General features: G+C 54.1%; 15 protein-coding genes. 6 read left to right on the top strand and 9 right to left on the bottom strand.

Annotated features, from left to right (window positions below):
- Window positions 1–391: 391 nt before the first annotated feature.
- Both ACOJWD_RS13870 and ACOJWD_RS13865 read right to left on the bottom strand, forming a co-directional pair.
- Complete coding sequence (locus ACOJWD_RS13870; RefSeq protein WP_486993836.1) at window positions 392–712, bottom strand: hypothetical protein; 321 nt, start codon at window positions 710–712, stop codon at window positions 392–394.
- A complete protein-coding gene (locus tag ACOJWD_RS13865; RefSeq protein ID WP_486993835.1) occupies window positions 705–1,094 on the bottom strand; it encodes a MerR family transcriptional regulator in 390 nt (129 codons plus the stop codon). The genes ACOJWD_RS13870 and ACOJWD_RS13865 overlap by 8 nt, the downstream gene beginning before the upstream one ends.
- Window positions 1,095–1,814: 720 nt before the next feature.
- Here ACOJWD_RS13865 and ACOJWD_RS13860 point away from each other — a divergent pair.
- Window positions 1,815–2,744 carry a carbohydrate kinase family protein gene (locus ACOJWD_RS13860; RefSeq protein ID WP_486993837.1) on the top strand — a complete coding sequence of 310 codons (930 nt, stop codon included), beginning with the start codon at window positions 1,815–1,817 and terminating at the stop codon, window positions 2,742–2,744.
- Between the two features lie 994 nt (window positions 2,745–3,738).
- On the opposite strand, the gene ACOJWD_RS13855 is transcribed toward ACOJWD_RS13860, so the two are convergent.
- From ACOJWD_RS13855 to ACOJWD_RS13825, 7 genes are all read right to left on the bottom strand, one after another.
- On the bottom strand, window positions 3,739–4,848 hold the full coding sequence (locus ACOJWD_RS13855; protein WP_486993834.1) for an NAD(P)/FAD-dependent oxidoreductase: 1,110 nt from the start codon (window positions 4,846–4,848) through the stop codon (window positions 3,739–3,741).
- 5 nt (window positions 4,849–4,853) lie between these two features.
- Window positions 4,854–5,939: an NAD(P)/FAD-dependent oxidoreductase gene (locus ACOJWD_RS13850; RefSeq protein ID WP_486993833.1), complete on the bottom strand. Its 1,086-nt coding sequence runs from the start codon at window positions 5,937–5,939 to the stop codon at window positions 4,854–4,856.
- A gap of 15 nt (window positions 5,940–5,954) precedes the next feature.
- A complete protein-coding gene (locus ACOJWD_RS13845) occupies window positions 5,955–6,215 on the bottom strand; it encodes a (2Fe-2S)-binding protein (protein ID WP_486993832.1) in 261 nt (86 codons plus the stop codon).
- Entirely contained in the window at window positions 6,212–7,243 is a 1,032-nt protein-coding gene (locus ACOJWD_RS13840; protein ID WP_486993831.1) for a 2Fe-2S iron-sulfur cluster-binding protein, read from the bottom strand. The genes ACOJWD_RS13845 and ACOJWD_RS13840 overlap by 4 nt, the downstream gene beginning before the upstream one ends.
- The gene (locus ACOJWD_RS13835; protein ID WP_486993830.1) at window positions 7,227–7,952 is read right to left on the bottom strand and encodes a FadR/GntR family transcriptional regulator; all 726 of its coding nucleotides are present in this window, start codon (window positions 7,950–7,952) and stop codon (window positions 7,227–7,229) included. Before ACOJWD_RS13835 ends, ACOJWD_RS13840 begins: the two co-directional genes overlap by 17 nt.
- 62 nt (window positions 7,953–8,014) lie before the next feature.
- Window positions 8,015–9,724: a peptide ABC transporter substrate-binding protein gene (locus tag ACOJWD_RS13830; protein WP_486993829.1), complete on the bottom strand. Its 1,710-nt coding sequence runs from the start codon at window positions 9,722–9,724 to the stop codon at window positions 8,015–8,017.
- A 404-nt stretch (window positions 9,725–10,128) separates the two neighbouring features.
- Window positions 10,129–10,560 carry a transposase gene (locus ACOJWD_RS13825; protein WP_486993828.1) on the bottom strand — a complete coding sequence of 144 codons (432 nt, stop codon included), beginning with the start codon at window positions 10,558–10,560 and terminating at the stop codon, window positions 10,129–10,131.
- A gap of 478 nt (window positions 10,561–11,038) precedes the next feature.
- Here ACOJWD_RS13825 and ACOJWD_RS13820 point away from each other — a divergent pair, with 478 nt between their 5' ends.
- The 5 genes from ACOJWD_RS13820 to ACOJWD_RS13800 form a co-directional block, all read left to right on the top strand.
- Window positions 11,039–12,508: a PucR family transcriptional regulator gene (locus tag ACOJWD_RS13820; protein ID WP_486993827.1), complete on the top strand. Its 1,470-nt coding sequence runs from the start codon at window positions 11,039–11,041 to the stop codon at window positions 12,506–12,508.
- Window positions 12,509–12,591: 83 nt separating this feature from the next.
- On the top strand, window positions 12,592–13,896 hold the full coding sequence (locus ACOJWD_RS13815; RefSeq protein ID WP_486993826.1) for a purine-cytosine permease family protein: 1,305 nt from the start codon (window positions 12,592–12,594) through the stop codon (window positions 13,894–13,896).
- On the top strand, window positions 13,893–15,008 hold the full coding sequence (locus ACOJWD_RS13810; RefSeq protein WP_486993825.1) for an S-methyl thiohydantoin desulfurase family protein: 1,116 nt from the start codon (window positions 13,893–13,895) through the stop codon (window positions 15,006–15,008). The genes ACOJWD_RS13815 and ACOJWD_RS13810 overlap by 4 nt, the downstream gene beginning before the upstream one ends.
- Window positions 15,005–16,558 (top strand): hydantoinase/oxoprolinase N-terminal domain-containing protein, encoded by a 1,554-nt coding sequence (locus ACOJWD_RS13805; RefSeq protein WP_486993824.1) that lies wholly within the window; start codon window positions 15,005–15,007, stop codon window positions 16,556–16,558. Before ACOJWD_RS13810 ends, ACOJWD_RS13805 begins: the two co-directional genes overlap by 4 nt.
- The coding region (locus ACOJWD_RS13800) for an S-methyl thiohydantoin desulfurase domain-containing protein (protein WP_486993823.1) at window positions 16,555–16,892 on the top strand (338 nt) is incomplete at its 3' end. The genes ACOJWD_RS13805 and ACOJWD_RS13800, both read left to right, overlap by 4 nt.

Genomic DNA, 16,892 nt, shown 5'->3' with positions numbered 1-16,892 from the left:
GCCGGTGTCACGGGCCTCACGGACAATCTTTTCGCGGAATTCCGCGGAATATTGCTGGCTCATGGACAGACACCACTCCTTTAGATGGGGTTATTTTGAGCTTATCCGAGGAGATCGCTTCTGTCATGTTTCCTATGGGGGCTTAAAAGTTAGGTGCCCATGCGGTCTAGCGTTAGTTGGACGTGAGATGCGTAAGAAACTGGGACGGCGGCACAATAGCGACACCACAATGATTGGGATAATCTTGGCCATTGCTGGTGACAATGAACTGTGAGCCAGATTCTAGAGCGACCGCTAACACATGTAAGTCTTTAGGTGATACCTCACCGACGCGCGTGTGAGGGTTCAATCGCCGTGCGGCCCCAGGCGTGACATATCCTTGTTTAACGAGTCAGCGCCCTAGTGATTCATGTTGGACAGCGGTCGTGTTCAGCGTCGTCGGAGGCGCCGGCCGTAGGATCTGGGGATCCCACCAATGATGAAAGAGCGTGGCAAAAAGGGTTTCAATTTGAGTCTCCGATAGCGGCGGGACTTTGCCAAAACCTCGGCGGAGATGGCGTAAGGATTCCGCGATGACACTTTGGGCCAACACCATGGGATAAATTCCAGCAAGGCCTTGGGCAATGACGCTGGCATTCGGTCCCAGCGGATTGCCCACAGCCCCAAGAATGACGGTGGTGTCAAGCGTCGCTCTCATGCTTTCGTTAGGCATCAAACTGGGTTTCCGGGTCTTGTGCCCATGCTTTGCTGACCGCCTCGAGAGCACGGCGGAAGGCGTCGACTTGGTCAAGGTCTTTACGGGCAATACGCCAATGACCACCGGGCGTGCGATAGCCTGGTATGCGGCCTTGTTCACACCACCGCCGAACCGAATCAGGACTGGATCCCAGCAGACGTGCGGCTTCCGTCGGTGTAAGAATGGCCGGAGGCACTAACGTTTGTCGACCCACAGAGGGACGGATAATCAATCGCTGAAGCACCTCACGCGTAGCCATCCGGACCTGTGGATCCGGCAACTGGGTTAATGCGGCATCAATTTCTCCAAAGTGCTCACGAACAATGGCAAGGGCTTTAGTGACATCATGCTGGCTCATAAGCATTCACCTCACAAGTAGTATACCAAAAAGCGCAAACCCCGCAAAAGCCGAAAATATTGTCATGAAAAGCGAGCCTCGAATTCTTGCTGTCGACAGCCACGGTAACACCGTGGCGAACTACAGCGGAATCGCGACCGAGAGTGATAACCATGGCTTGACTGCGGCTCACGCCGGCGTTGCTCGATAGCCTTGGGCAGATCTATGGAGGATTTACCGTTAGAGGCGGACCATGTGGCGTGGTGGGCGACGAAACCCTGCAGCTTTCTTGATAATCTAGAATATCCGCAAGAGGGCCAATGGGGCAAGGATGTTTGCGAAATATTTCTTGACGCCCGGGCGCTTCATCGTGTCGTGGGAGCCACACCGAATGGCTGCGCGAACGGTTGGACTGCGCTGAGCTGTATTGGTCCGATACGGTGCGGAATTACCCGTTAACCGCCACTGAGGGGGTCGATTGGGTCTCCTGTTTCTCTGACTTGGACCGTCAAACGGTCCTTGCAGCTATTTGAACCATATCTTGAAAGGCTTAAATTGACGTCAGGGACCTTGTCCTTGTATAACGGTCAAAGCCACTGGGACAATTTCAATAAGCGTTGAACGCGATGGGCGAAATCTTTACTTCCGTTAACGAATGGCTGTTTCTTACGACAGCGGCGATCAGCCATATTTCAATAATCAACGGCTCATGCGGCAGTACAATAGGAGGAGAGAGTATTGATGTTGGATTTGTTGGTCGTGGGCCCCGTATTTGCTGACATGGTCTTTGCCGGTATTCCGGCACTGCCTCAGCCAGGGCAGGAAATATATTCGAAAGACTTCGCATTAACCGGTGGAGGAGCTTTCATTACCGCTGTGGCGGCAAAACGACTAGGATTGCAGGTGGCCCTCATCACCACATTAGGGGCGGATCCCGTCTCCCAGTTATTAACCACGATGCTCCAAGCCGAAGGGGTTGACACCCGATTAATCAAGACGGTATCGATGCCAGCCAAAAATGTCACCGTATCCATGAATTACGATGGGGATAGGGCGATGCTCTCCTATAGCGATGCCATCGACCATCGCATCTTTGAAGAGCATCTGACTGGAGTATTAGCTACCGTTCGTGCTAACTGGGTGCATCTACCGGCAGTGCCAGCACACGTCTTGATTCCTTCGCTAGCCCACCAGCATGGTGCGAAGGTGTCTTTAGATGTGGGATGGGACGCCGACTGGCTACGGGATCCGGCGTTAAGGGGTATGATTGCCGAGGCTGACCTGTTCCTGCCTAATGCGCTGGAGGCACTCACCATGACAGGCGCTTCAGACGTCGCGAGTGCGTGCGACGAGCTTTCCACTTGGGGATCTACCATCACGGTGGTCACGGATGGCGAGCGGGGGGTGACCTTTAAGGCCATTGGTGGGAAAGTGGAAAGGATATCGGCTCCGCTGCTCGATCAGGTGAAAGACACTACGGGGGCCGGGGACAACTTTTCTGCCGCGATCTTATATGGGTTGATTAAAGGTTATCCCCTAAACGACGCCGTTCGTATCGGCGTCCATTGTGGCAGTGAGTCTGTACGGGGACTCGGGGGAAATGCAACCTCCCCGCATCAAGACGCGCTGCGCGAGTGGATGTTCCGCTCAGGCATGCGTTATTCGTCATAACACTAATAGAACCATCGAGGATGTTTTATACAACCCATCTTTTCTGTGGGAACTAGGTAACGGCAGTTCGAGGAATCTGACCCCGGGGGCAATATAAGGATGTGGCTTCCGGGAGATAACTTGCTGTGGGCGTGAGGCTGTCAACAAATCATCATAACGCGGCCCCACTCTTCTCCATTCCTGTGATCCACCGTGCCTTATATGAAGGGCGCCATAGCGGGCACTGATGGGAAGCCTTTGGTCGTCGAGTTGGAGGGTCGAATTCTACACCCATACGCCGTGTGGGTGTGGCGCACGGCCGGCCATTGAGGTTAATGGCATTGATTTTGCCATGGAATGGAGTCAATTTATGGTCATCAGCTGTCGTTGGTGTACTGAGAAGTAGCGGGGATCTAGAAGTTCCGCCCCCTGTGTTCTCACCGCATTCGCGAATTGCGGTCGGCAGGGGGTTTTCTGGCGCCGTCAATCCGCGAATTCCAGCCCCTTGGGCTGATGTCGGCCCTAAATACCGGTTCGAAATGGGCGGAGCCTCTGATGACGCAAAGTATGGCCAAATGGGTTAGTGCCAATAGGAGGGCATTGCTACGTCGTGACAATCGGTCATCGTGGTCACAAGGTAGGAATACGGTACCTCAGTCAGGTGCCATCGGTACCGTAAGTGACGGAATCAAAGAACCCAGGTGATGAGCCATCTAGACCGTCGTAATCGTCCCCGATTTGTCGCTCCGCGAGCATGGTCAGAAGAAGTTAGAGCACTAAATGAGATTGCCACTACAGCATACGAATGGGGCAGTACCTAGATAACCCGTGCCTCACGACTGATAGCGGTGTGGCGGGCTGTCTCCATCTCACAAGGTGGGGTGGAGGCTCTTACGGATGGACACAGTAATACCGTGGAACATGGAGTGGTATCCCATATTCCACGGTGTTTTGGATTTTCTCGCGAGCTGACACGCCGCCGGCTTCGTGCCCCTAGCATGACCTCCTACGATATTTAGGAAAACCTCGTGACAGAAAAAGGAGCAATCCGCTCTTTGGCAGCCGCATCGAACAGCGAATCGGCGAGCAGTTTTTGGGTGTAGGGACCCATCAAGAGCCCGCCTGCCCCGTGGCCCGTCGCGAGTTGCACCCCGCTCCATCCTGGGATTTCTCCCAAGATTGGCATTTGATCGGGCGACATAGGACGGATACCCACGCGCCACTCGACAATCTCACTGTCATCCAGGACGGGGAGAACGCGGGTCGCTTGGTGCAATACCTCTTTTTGCCCACGGGCTGTCCATTTTGGCACGTAGCCCGAGCCTTTCTCCCGTGTGGCACCGGCGACGACCCGTCCATCGGCAAAGGGCAGAAGATAGTGTCCCTGCATTCCGACAATGGCCGGCCAGGTGGCCGCCTCTTTGTTTTGGGACAGGAGATGCACGATTTGGCCACGCTGCGGTTCCACAGGTACCAAGATACCCAACGGTTCACAGAGCCGTGCGGTCCAGGCTCCACTTGCCAGCATCACCATATCAAAGGTGCGGTATTGTGTTGGCGTGATGACCCCGACTACCCGTGATCCGTTCGTTTGCAGGGCCTCGACGGACGTCTTTTCCCATGCGGCGCCCAATGATTGCGCGGCGCGAAGGAGAGCCGCGGTCATTTGCCTTCCGTCGACGCGCGCAGCCGCATCGTGTAATAGGGCTCCCCGAACGTCGCCCAAACCGGGACAAAGTGTCTTGGCCTCGTCTGGCGTGATGACAGCGACGTGCTCGCTGCGCCCATGATTTCTCTCTAAGATCAAGTCCTGTCGAACGTGAAATCGTTCTATGTCGTCATCGGCCATCGCGACCTCGAGAAGCGAACACGCGCTATAGCCGCAAGCAGCTTCCCCGCCGATCTCCTCGACCAGTTGGGGATAGTAGTGGCCGGCTTCGAGTGCGATCTCGAAATACGAAGGGTGAGGATGGCCGGTCGTTTCTCCAGAAATAATACCGGCGCCAGCGCCAGTGGCCCATCCCTCGCGACCCGGGTCAAAAATGGTTACGTCGGCACCTCGTTTGGCTAAATGATAGGCTAGGGATGCTCCAATAATTCCGGCTCCAATCACAGCAACGCGCATCATCATCATCCTTTCTCTTGCAGGTTAAATCGCTCGAGGCGATAGGGGGTAAGATCGATGCTGGAGGCTTTTTCCTCCAGCCATTCGACGGCCAAGTGGCCGACAACGGGCGCCAAGGTATAGCCGCTATGCATGGCTGCCACCGAGAGCCCCGGCCAGTTCGGAATTGGTCCCAAAATGGGCAATCCGTCTTGCGGCATGACTCGAAGACCAGCAAATGAGCGCACAATCGGGACGGACTGCAGGCTTGGCACCCACTTGATCGCCAGAGCACTCGCGGCCGAGAGATAGGGCAGGGTGACGTCCCGACGCGTTTGGTGTTCTTCGTGGGAATAGCCAATGAGGATTTCTCCGTTGTGCATTTGCCGCATGGCACTTAAGGTGTGATGGATTAAGGGTGCCATGGGCTCGGTCACCAATATTTGTCCACGGACCGCGCGAACCGGAAAGGGTATCCCCAAGGGAGCTAGCAATTCTGGGGTGTCGTTGCCCGCTGCCAGCACCACCTGCTCTCCTTCCCAGAGAGTTCCCAGGTTTCCCGTGACTTGCCATCCTGTCGAGTGCGGTTCAATAGACCTCACCGGCGTTTGAAAGTAAAGAACACCGCCTAAACGTCTCAATCCCTGTAATAGTGCGCGTACTAACGCCATCGGATTGACATTGGCATCATGAGGACTGAAGATGGCCCCTAAGACGCCTGGGCTGAGCGCGGGTTCGATGCGCCGTACTTGCTCTGAATCAAGCCACTCAAGCGTTAATCCGAGTGCGCGCTGTGCTTTGATGAGGGCGTGCGCCTCCGTGCACTCCCGCTCAGTAAAGACGGGATCCAAGCCCCCCGTGGGACTAAATTCGATAGACCCTATCCGATCCTCGAGCTGCGGATAGAGCTCGCGCGATAGGTAACTCAGTTCGGCATAATGATCAGGGCGTTTGCTTTGGACCCATACCCACGCTTGGGTCGATCCTGACGTTCCCCGTAAGCTAAAGCCACGGTCAAACAGTGCGACGTGCCAGCCGGCCCGGGCCGCATGATAGGCGATGCTGGAACCTACCACGCCGGCTCCAATGACAGCGAGTCTCCTTTGTGCCATCCTGATGCTCCTTTGCTACGTCTCGTGGGACGACTCGATCTCATCCGCGGCCAAAATGGCCAGGCGCGCCATCGCAAGAGGACGCACCGGCACTCGTAGTCGCATGGGAGTCCCATTTTTTAGATGTGCCAGAATCGCGTCGCGGCAATAGAGACTTTGGCAATATCCCATGCCTGCGCGCGTCAGGCGTTTAACATCATCTAAGGTGTTGGCGCCCGCGTCGATTGCCGCGAGCACATCCGCCAGATCCACATCTTCACAGGCACAGATAATCAACCGATTCTTGCCTCCTTGAGATCCTTCAGCACACGGGCCATGATGTCCTCTCGGTGCGCTGCTCCCGTGTCACTAACGGCGCGACCGATTGCCCAAATGCGTCCATCGCGCAGGAGAAAGGGGGAGCTATCAGCCCAGGTCGCATCGGGTCCGCGCCAAGCGTGCCATAATTCGAGACTGGGGATGCTCGCTCCTGAAACACCAATCCAGCTAAAGGTTCGGGTATCACGACCTGGTACCGTGATGGTCAACCAACCATCGGGGTCGACGTGAATGCTCGACATCGGTCTCCAGCATTCAAAGAGTGCGTGTGCCTTATCCGCCATCTCTCGCATGGCGCTCTCGTCTTCTGGGCGCACACCTAATACCAGTCCTCCGTCGGGAAGGGGAATATCTTTTTCCTGCAATGCTTGTAGTGCATCGGCCGTCAGTACGCCTGGCAGTCGATGGTTGACTTCGGCGGGAGGCACCACCACGGCCCCGGTCGCCAAAATCACGGCATCGGTTCGAATGTCCCAGGTGGTATCCATCGATACACCGACCAGGCGCATTTTGTCCTTATCCTCGAAGAGTCCCACAATCGCTCCGCATATCATGTCAGTATTGGCTGGCACACGCCAGGGCCGTTCCTCAAAGAGGAGACTCTGCACCCCATGGTGTGTGAGGGTAGTCTGCATCCTACGCCCGGAACGTCCACCACCGACGATCACCACCGGGACATGTAATCGGCTGAGATGGTCTTCTTTAACGGGGACCGCGGTCGGGACACGCGGCCTTTCACCGCGAGCATAGGATTGCACTGTCGCGCCCGTACTGGCGGGCTGGAAACACAGGACACGATTGGGCAGGCCATCCACCAAGGCGCGACAACTCCCACAGCGACCAATACCGCAATAGAGGCCCTCGGGTCGCCCCATGCTATAGCTGTGGCGCCATACCCGAACGCCTTCGCGAAATAATGCGTCTGCCATCGTGTCGCCGGGTCGAAAAGGGATGGCGCGTCCGTCGAAATTAAAGGTGTTTGTCATGCTGACCGTCCCTGACGTGATTCACATACTGGCGCACCTGATTTTGCACACCGTCTAAGGTGGTTCGGACAGCCTCCGCGGCCCCATCGGCATCATGTTGTCGGAGGTGCCTTAATACGGTGCGATGATTGTCGAGACTAGCGTTTCCCATCCCCATCATCTGGCTAAGATTCGGTAGGCTCTCGAGAAAGCGCTCGATGACCATGGCGTGCACACTGGTCAAAATCGGATTGCCGCTTGCTCTCACTAAATGGCGATGGAAATCCAAGTCGATCGCGAGCATATTAGGCAATTTCTCCGTCACGGCAATGGCGAGCTGTCGAATGTCTTCTTCGAGGATAGCGAGATCGTCTGCTGACGCCCGTATCGCGGCGTAGCGCGCGCCGCTGGCTTCAAGCGCAATCCGTGCCTCATATAGATGATCAACGGTTTCTTCTCGAAAATCGGAAAGCCAGCGCAATTCGGCCAGCCGTGCTTGAACGTCTCCAGCAATCACCGTTCCCGAGCGGGAACGGGATACAACGCCCATGGTCACCAACTGCGCAATCGCTTCTCGCACGGTGCTTCGACCCACTCCAAGCACCTTGGTGAGTTCCAGTTCCGAGGGGAGCGGGGCATTCGCTTGCAGTTCTTTGGAATCAATCAGTTGAAGGATGCGCTGGAACACTTCATCCGTTAGACTTTGACGAGCAATAGGAGTCCATACCATATGATCCACCTCACAGGCTAAGAGGACTCCTTTTGCTGAGTCCTCTTAGACAAATTATATCTCTAGTAACTCCACAAATTGGGATAGATCATCCCCGAGACCAAATTCTGTGTACTGCGTGGCCCCTTGAGTCCCTTGATATGCGCATAGAGTGCGGCTGCATAAGGCATGTAGAGCACCGGTAATTGCTGGCTTGCGTACTTTTCGTATTGATAGAGCGTGGTTAGCGCCGAGGCGGTACTTGGGAAGGCGGTATACCCCGCCTCGATTTTCGCCGTCATGGTGGGATTATTATAGCCACCCGTATTGAGCGGGGAGGTCGGAGTAAAAAGAGCTCCGCCATTGGGATAATAGTCCGGCACATATTGCCAAGTACTTAACCCCAGCCAATACATGGTCCACTGGCTCGGCGTTTCGGCGAGCATCTGATTAATTTCCATCGGTTTGAGGTTCACTTGAATCCCTTCTGTCGCCCAGGCGGCTTTAAGGACTTGTGCCACATTGGCCGCGGTGGTACTGCCCGAGGGATATTGAAACGTAAACGCCAGTGCTTGCCCGTTTTTTGTCAGCACCCCATGGTAAAAGGCCCATCCGTGGGACTCTAATAAGGCTTTTCCGGTACTGGGACTATAGGGATAGGTCTGCGTGGCAAGCGCTGGGTCATAGTACGAGGTGGCCGGTTTGGATGGGACGGGTCCGTTAAGTGGGATCCCTTGGCCATGAAAGAGCGACTGAATGATCCCGTTTTGATCGATCCCTTCTTCGAGCGCTTGACGCACATAGAGATTTTGCATGACCGTTCCTAAGGGGGCTTTCGGACTAAAATTCATATTGATGAAACTGGCGCCCCACACATAGTTGCTCCAGACGATATCGTGCGTCAGTTCCTGACGCGACGTATAGAGCGACATGGGAAGATATCCTACGTCAATTGCTCCGGATTTCAATCCCGTAAACTCACTTTCGGGAGAGGTCTCGTAAGCAAACACGACCTGTGAAATACTGGGCTTCTTCCCCCAGAAGTCCTTATTTTCTTGATAGACCCACTCCGAATTGGGAGTATAGCTCTTGAATTCATACGGGCCATCCACCACTTTATAGAGTGCGCTTGTGGGGGTATTGGCGACGGACTCAATAAACTTCAATTCTTTGACAGGATTAGTCGGATCTTTGTCCCACACGAAGGCCGGAGCCGGTACCAATTGGCCGAGCCCGTTGCGAATAAACCACTCTTGGTTCACCGGCTTAGTCAGGGTGATGAGAACCTTATGCGTGCCTTCCGCGGTGACGCTTTTCCAATCGCTCGGCACACCTCCGGATCCCGCACCGCCATACGCCCACGGGAGGTTCTTTTGTCCCGAACTGCCCCACTGAATAATATGCCAGGTAAACACCACGTCTTGCGCCGTGACGGGGCGCCCGTCCGACCAGTGTGCGCTTGGCTTGAGAGTGACCGTAAATTGTGTTGCCGCTTTGTTCCATGTCACACTGGAGGCGAGCGAATCTTGATAGTTAATTTGGTTATTGGCGCTCAGCGCAATGAGCGGTAAATAGGCCAGTGTATTCACTTCGTAATTGGTGATGGTAAAAGTGGTCGTCGACCCAATAGGGAAAAACCAATTGGGGGAGGTGTCGGCTTGGAGTGCCACCACGACGCTCGAGGGCGTTTTGGAGCTCGCGCTTGCAGATGGCGTGCCACATCCCGCTAACCCTACCAACAATAATCCGGCGCCTGCAATAACGCCCATCTGTCGAGTACTGGAACCCGCCATACGAATTTCTCTCCTCTCCTTGCGTCCGTGCATCCCCTGCAAACAGCGAAATGATCTGCTTGTCTGACAATCAGACTTCGATACTCTCTAGTAAATTCCTGCTTTAACGTAATAAATATTTCGACAACTCGCGGATGTCGCTTTCGGTTTCATTTTCGAGTCTGGCACGCACGGTTTCGATGTGATCAGCGATATCGTGACAAACATGTCCCGACGTTCGGACGGAAGTCCCTGTTAGAGCAGACGGCTTGTAGCGAACTTTTTGCCGTCAATGCACGACATCGCAAGAAACCGATGTTTGCAAATACCACAAGATATGCTTCTGGTCGTGTCGATATAGGCAGCCGACGTGGTGTAGTTGTCCGGGTACTTGGTGGGCACTTTCAACCGTTCCATCCATCCTTTTAGGCCGCTTTGGTAGGCATTGATGTTTTGGGTATGATACACGCCACGTGAAGGTTCTCCTTTGTTCTGGTTGAAGCGATGTGTTGGATGCCCGCTGATTTTGTGACGGTCTTGAAGCCACGATAAGCATCGGTGCATAAAAACGTATCCTGACTGAGAACAGGCAAAATTTGACGTGCACGATCTTTAGCTTTCATACTCGTAATAACCAAAGAGACTGTACGTGCTGTGCGATTACGCAAGACCATCACAGGTACCTGTTCCTTACTGCGACCACGCTTATGTTCCTCGTTATCATGCTTGCGTGGATAGCGTCGAAACGCTTTGTAGAACTCACCACGGCGAGCGTCAGGATCTTTCTTGGTTTTTAAGCAACTGCCATTGTAGGACTTGCGGCAGAATGTTTCGTCGGCTTCTACAACACCCGACAAAATGGTCGCCGTGGGGACGCAGTGGACACAGCGACGCCACGTTCGTCTGCAATGCGTCGGCGCGAATAACCGTGACGCATGCAACGAGCGACCGCACTCCGCATGTCTGAGGACTTTTTCACATGTGCCAATGGTGAACCTGTCAAATCCGTGAATGTCCTCCGACAACTCTTGCGGAGATACCGTTGACCGTCATTTGCTTTACCGTGACGAATGGTGGATTTGCTCGTGGCGGCGTGGACAAGCCGCGCCACTTCGGAAGTGTGCTTCTCGAAGGTGCTTGATGTGCGAGGCTCTGTCTCTCCATAAGTTTCTAATTTTCCAGCATACTACCAGTATGGTCAAGAAAATAACAGTTAAAGCGAACAGCGCGTTAGCTTATGCTACATTTATATACAAATCACGGCAATAAAGATGCTCTCAGTGATGCCCGACGTAGCAACCAAAGAGCGGTGGTGCAAGGCGAGGTGATGGATTGATGACTTATAGGGTGACGCTCCGGGAACTTTTGGATAGCATGGATGTTTCCGTGAAGCCGGTCCATCCATCCTTGGGGTTAGATCGCGTTTTTACTCATATTGACTTTCTTTCGGGTCACCCGGGGAACTCTCGCTCGAATGATACGCTTTGGATATATAGCAATTTGGCTGAAAATAACGTATCTGTGCTAGATGCATGGATTCTAAGTCTAGCCGACCAAGGGGCACCCGGTTTAGTCGTCGTAAGCCAAACGCTCAGCGATGCGAATCGCCTGTTGTCGGACCGCTTGGGACTTCCTCTGATGACCGTAACACCAACCGATTTGGGCTCCTTCCTCCGTCAAGGGTTCCGATTATTAATGTCAAACGAGGCGCGCGCGATGGAAGAAGAATTGCAGCTTTTATCCGATACGCTTTTAACGTGGCAGAACAACACGACATTGGAAGGATTTCAAAGGGGACTAGCGGCCTACGGCATTCGTGTGGAAAGGCACCTCAGCGGAGGTTCAGCCGCTGCTCGAACGCTCGGATGGGGCCGCGGTAGTGGCGAACGTTTTGCCATTAGCGTCCCCATAGAGTCGGATCGGCTTCTACATCTTGTAGAGATGACCTTGGCGGTACTTCTGGACCGTGATGCGGCCGAAATTGAATCAATACTGCGACATCGCTCTGAATTTTTGCTGGAGCTTTTAGTTGATCCGCGAGTGCCAACTGGGTCCGTAATTCGAGCCGCCACTCGTTATAATTTAGATCTCGGTCGCATCCATACAGCATTCATCTGGGACGTGGACAACTTTGCCCAGTATACGGTTGCAGCAGGCACAGAGCAACGCATTCTTAGAACGAAGGGCGCGTTGTTGGACGCACTCGAATTGGCGGCTAAGCAAGTCTTCAGTCACGGCATGGTACTCCCTCACTCGGACGAATTTGTCATGATTGTGGAAGGGCGTGAGCGATTAACGCCGGAGCGAGCACTCGTTGGCGCCAAGACTGTGATGGAGCAATTACGACCGGTCTTAGCACAGTGTGGCGTAGCAGGACTTACGTGCGGAATTGGATTCCCGTATGACGGCCCAGAGGGTCTTCGTAAAAGCTTCGAGGAAGCCCACGAGGCACTCACGGTGGGACGAGCGCGATATGGCTTTGGGACAATTGCTCATTTTAAAGATCTGGGTATTGATCGATTCTTATATGGATGGTTGGATTCACCCCGATCTCGTCAACTAGCTCAAGGACTCTTAAATCCCATATTAGGTGAGCCCAATCGCGATGAGCTCCTAGACACCCTACGCGTGTACTTGGAGTGCATGGGGCGGCGGTCTCAGGCCGCCCAAACGCTTCACATTCACCGAAATACGCTTTCCTACCGTATTCAACACCTAGAACAACTATTGAAGCTTGACCTCAATGACGCTGCTGCTCAACTCGTTCTACAGTTAGCTCTAAAGGCGCATCCCGAAATGCACTAAAACTCCTGCGAAATCTTGTGCAACTTGTTGCAAGAATTTTTCCTCATTGCATGGAATTAGTTTCACCGGGAGGAGGAGGGAAGATGCAATCAGCAGAAGACTATCCATTAAGTCGTGTTCCAGAGAACGCACGCTACGGGTGGTTCTCAGTGGCTGTGCAGCGTTTTGGACAATTGTCCGCGCTTTCCCAGTTTCTGTTGGGAGCTACGCTGGGGTTTGGAATGTCGTTTTGGTCGGCGTTTTGGGCGCTGACCTTAGGAGCAGTGGTTCTTGAAATCGTATCTATTATCATTGGTATTGCCGGTCAGCGTGAAGGAATGTCGACTTCGGTGTTGGCTCGCTGGTCAGGATTTGGTCGGTATGGGTCAGCCATCATTGGCCTAGTAATAGCCATCAGCTTGGTGGGCTGGTTTGGCATTCAAAATGCGGTATTTGCTGCCGGGCTCCAACAACTCATCGGAGGCCCGCCGTTGTGGCTATGGTCCATTCTGGCAGGGGTCGCAGTCATTGCGATTGTAACTTATGGCTTTTTGTCTATGGGGTGGACCGCGTATGTGGCTGTGCCGCTTTTCCTCATTCTCTCAGGATGGGCCATTATTGTCGGCCTCAGCCACCATTCTCTACACCATCTTGTTGCCATGCTGCCGCCGGGTCCGCACTTGTCGCTCAGCGCTGGAACTACCTTGGTGGCAGGAGGTTTTATTGTCGGCGCCGTCATTACGTCAGATATGACACGCTTTAATCGCCGTCCGGGCGATGTGGTAAAGCAGACGGTACTGGGGATCACTCTGGGAGAATATGCTATTGGATTGGTTGGGGTTTTACTAGCGCACGCAGTCAGGAGTTCCAATGTCGTAGACATTGTGTATTCGACATCCGGTTTTATTGGCACAATCATTTTGATTGTCGCGACGCTCAAGATTAATGACTGGAACCTGTACTCCTCGACACTGGGGATTGTCAATGCGATCGACACACTATTCGGTAAAAAGGTCTCCCGGATGCGCACAACGTTGGTTATTGGTGGTATTGGGACACTTCTGGCGGCTGGGGGTATTCTACAGCACTTCGAAGGCTTTCTTACCATTTTAGGCGTCGCGATTCCTCCGATTGCGGGGATTATGCTCACCGATTATTGGCTCTTGAAGCGATCACGCAGCCAGTTGGAACGAAGTCGCGCTCAAGGCACGCTTCCTACCACGATGGAAGCGATCAATTGGCCCATGATCGTGGCATGGCTGGGATCATTTGGCATTGGCTACTTTGTTCATTGGGGAATTCAGTCCATTAATGCTCTGGTGGCGTCCATTGTGCTGTATTGGGTTTTCTCACAGTTGAGGCACATCATGGTTCAAGAACCTACGCAGGCATCGGAGGAGACGGCATGACGGAAATTGGATTGGACGAGTTAGCAGATTTGGCCGTTGGAGCCACATTGCTTGGCACTGGGGGTGGTGGAGACCCCTATATTGGACGACTGATGGCCGAAGCAGCCATCAGTCGTTATGGGCCAGTGCAGGTGATTTCTACTGACGCATTGTCTGAGGATGGGCTGGTCGTGCCTGCGGCGATGATGGGTGCACCGACAGTGATGGTCGAAAAAATTCCCAATGGCCGGGAGGTCGAGACGGCGGTTTGCAAGTTGGAGAAAATTTTAGATAAGACGGCAGTGGCCATCATGACCATTGAAGCTGGGGGCATCAATTCCATGATCCCATTGGCGGTCGCTGCAAAGATGCACTTGCCGGTGGTGGATGGGGACAGCATGGGACGGGCCTTTCCGGAATTGCAAATGACTTCGTTTCATGTGCACGGCATCGATGCGACGCCGATGGTGCTGGTGGATGAAAAGGGAAACAATCTTGTGATTGACGCTATCGACAATGCGTGGACGGAACGGTTGGCCCGCACGGCCACGGTTGCGGTTGGAGGTGCTTCAATTATTGCACTTTATCCCCTGACGGGAAGGGAGGCGAAGCGCTCGATAGTCCGCGGGACATTGACTAAAGCGATCTCCATTGGACATCTACTCGGACGAAGTCACATGGAATGGGCAGAGAAGTGGGAGATTCTGAAGACCTCGCACGGTGCAGTCGAGATTTTTGCCGGCAAAGTGGTGGATGTGGAGCGACGGAGTGGAGACGGGTTTGCTCGAGGGACTCTATCGTGCGTAGGGCTTGATCACTACCGCGACCAAATTCTGCGGGTGGAGTTCCAAAACGAGAATCTCATCGCCCTTCGTGATGGACGGGTTGTGGCTACCGTGCCAGACCTTATTTGCGTCGTTGATCGGGAGACGCTAATGCCGATTACCACAGAAGGGTTAACGTATGGTCAACGGGTGGCGGTGCTTGGATTGCCATGTGACCCAGTGTGGAGGTCTCCTAAAGGTCTTGAAACGGTAGGACCTCGATATTTTGGCTATGACCTTGAGCCAGTTCCGTTGGACAAGAATTTTGAGACAGTGAATGCAGCAATGACGAACGGGGGATTGGCATGAAATATCGATTAGGTGTGGATGTCGGTGGTACCAACACGGACGCGGTTATTTTAACTGCCGATGACCATGTGGTGGCGATGACCAAAACGCCCGTGACTGCAGATGTGGCGACGTCTATTCGGCATGCTGCCGAAATTGTCTTAAAGGAGTCTGGATTGTCTCCTTCGGCTATTTCCCATGCGATGCTGGGAACAACCCAAGTGACCAACGCTATTATTGAGAGGCAAAGACTGAATCGGGTCGGACTTATTCGAATTGGGGCACCGGCGACGCTCGCGGTGCCTCCGTTAACGGGATGGCCGACGACTTTAAAGACGGTGGTTGAACATGGAAGTGTGATGGTGCGAGGCGGACATGAATTTGACGGACGCACTATGGGGCCCTTGGATTTGGACGCTGTCCGCCGTTTTTTGGACGCCGAGGCTCCGGCAATCGCCGCCGTGTCTGTAACCGCCGTGTTTGCTCCGGTGAATGCCGATCATGAACTTCGAGTTCGCGATCTGATTAACGCTGAATATCCACACTTATCCGTCTCCCTGTCACATGAGATTGGATCAGTGGGTCTTTTGGAGCGGGAGAATGCGACGGTATTAAATGCTGCTGTGACGAAAGTGGCGTCTGTGGCGGCCACCGCATTTGAAAATGCGTTGCGTGAACTCGGGATCAATGCGTCACTCTACTTTGCCCAAAACGACGGGACACTGATGGCGATGGATTACGCTCTTCGCTATCCGATTTTGACCGTCGCCTGTGGTCCGACGAATTCCATGCGGGGTGCCGCGCATTTGGCTAAGTTAGAAGATGCAATCATTATTGACGTGGGGGGGACGTCCGCAGACATTGGTATGCTCCGTGGCGGCTTTCCTCGACAGTCGTCGCTCGCCGTTGAAGTTGGTGGGGTCAGAACGAACTTCCGCATGCCGGATCTGATTGCTTTGGGACTTGGGGGCGGATCCCGAGTGCGCTCTTCAAATGGGAAAGTTTCGGTGGGGCCGGATAGTGTCGGCTATCGGATTGTAGAAGAAGCTCAGGTATTTGGCGGGGAGGTCCTCACTTTCACAGATGTAGCGGTAGCACAGGGTATGGCCGAGATTGGCCATCGCAGTCCCACGGTTCATGCGGAGTTGAGCCGCGCTGCGTATGCCGAAGCGATTCGGATGGTGGAAGAAGGGATTGATCGGATTAAAACGAGCGCGGAACCAGTACCGCTGCTGGCTGTGGGAGGAGGAAGCGCTTTACTTCCCGACAAATTAGTGGGGGTCTCGGAGGTCATTCGCCCCCCTCACTTCAATGTCGCCAATGCCATTGGTGCCGCCATTGCGCAGGTATCGGGTCGGGTGGATCGGATTTATGCGATGACCGGGAAGTCTCGTGAAGATGTGATGAGCGAAGCGATAGCCACCGCTAAAGCCGAGGCAGTAAGAGCTGGCGCCGACTTTTCTACCCTCGACGTCATAGAGGTCGAAGAAATCCCCTTGGCCTATTTGCCGTCTAATGCCTCCCGTGTTCGAGTCACCGTTGCTGGTCAACTGGCGGGTGAAGCCATATGAGTTGGCAGATTGGTGTCCAAGACCTGGACGCGTTGGCTGTTGGTGCCGCCATTCTCGGTACAGGCGGAGGAGGAGATCCCTATATTGGCCAAATTATGGTCGAGGCCGCTATGGCCAAGAATGGTCCGGTGACGGTCTACACGGTGGATGAATTGGCCGATGACGAGCGGGTCATCGCTATCGCAGGAATGGGGGCACCCACGGTGCTGTTTGAGAAGCCGCCTCGGGGCACCGAACCGCTGGAGGCGTTTCAACGATTGGCCGAATACTTAGGCGTGCCCAATGCGTTGCCGTGTCCGATTGAGGCTGGAGGAATTAATAGCATGGTGCCGCT

The sequence above is a fragment of the Sulfobacillus sp. TH-112 genome, from assembly GCF_057473405.1.
Note: the sequence above shows the minus strand (reverse complement) of the source record. Positions and strands in the feature narration are given on the sequence as shown.

Bases quoted from the DNA above. Each gene is read 5' to 3' on its own strand.
- ACOJWD_RS13835 (WP_486993830.1), bottom strand. From the start codon at position 7,952: ATGGTATGGACTCCTATTGCTCGTCAAAGTCTAACGGATGAAGTGTTC.
- ACOJWD_RS13820 (WP_486993827.1), top strand. From the start codon at position 11,039: ATGACTTATAGGGTGACGCTCCGGGAACTTTTGGATAGCATGGATGTT.
- ACOJWD_RS13850 (WP_486993833.1), bottom strand. From the start codon at position 5,939: ATGGCACAAAGGAGACTCGCTGTCATTGGAGCCGGCGTGGTAGGTTCC.
- ACOJWD_RS13855 (WP_486993834.1), bottom strand. From the start codon at position 4,848: ATGCGCGTTGCTGTGATTGGAGCCGGAATTATTGGAGCATCCCTAGCC.
- ACOJWD_RS13870 (WP_486993836.1), bottom strand. From the start codon at position 712: ATGCCTAACGAAAGCATGAGAGCGACGCTTGACACCACCGTCATTCTT.
- ACOJWD_RS13865 (WP_486993835.1), bottom strand. From the start codon at position 1,094: ATGAGCCAGCATGATGTCACTAAAGCCCTTGCCATTGTTCGTGAGCAC.
- ACOJWD_RS13810 (WP_486993825.1), top strand. From the start codon at position 13,893: ATGACGGAAATTGGATTGGACGAGTTAGCAGATTTGGCCGTTGGAGCC.
- ACOJWD_RS13815 (WP_486993826.1), top strand. From the start codon at position 12,592: ATGCAATCAGCAGAAGACTATCCATTAAGTCGTGTTCCAGAGAACGCA.
- ACOJWD_RS13840 (WP_486993831.1), bottom strand. From the start codon at position 7,243: ATGACAAACACCTTTAATTTCGACGGACGCGCCATCCCTTTTCGACCC.
- ACOJWD_RS13830 (WP_486993829.1), bottom strand. From the start codon at position 9,724: ATGGCGGGTTCCAGTACTCGACAGATGGGCGTTATTGCAGGCGCCGGA.
- ACOJWD_RS13805 (WP_486993824.1), top strand. From the start codon at position 15,005: ATGAAATATCGATTAGGTGTGGATGTCGGTGGTACCAACACGGACGCG.
- ACOJWD_RS13860 (WP_486993837.1), top strand. From the start codon at position 1,815: ATGTTGGATTTGTTGGTCGTGGGCCCCGTATTTGCTGACATGGTCTTT.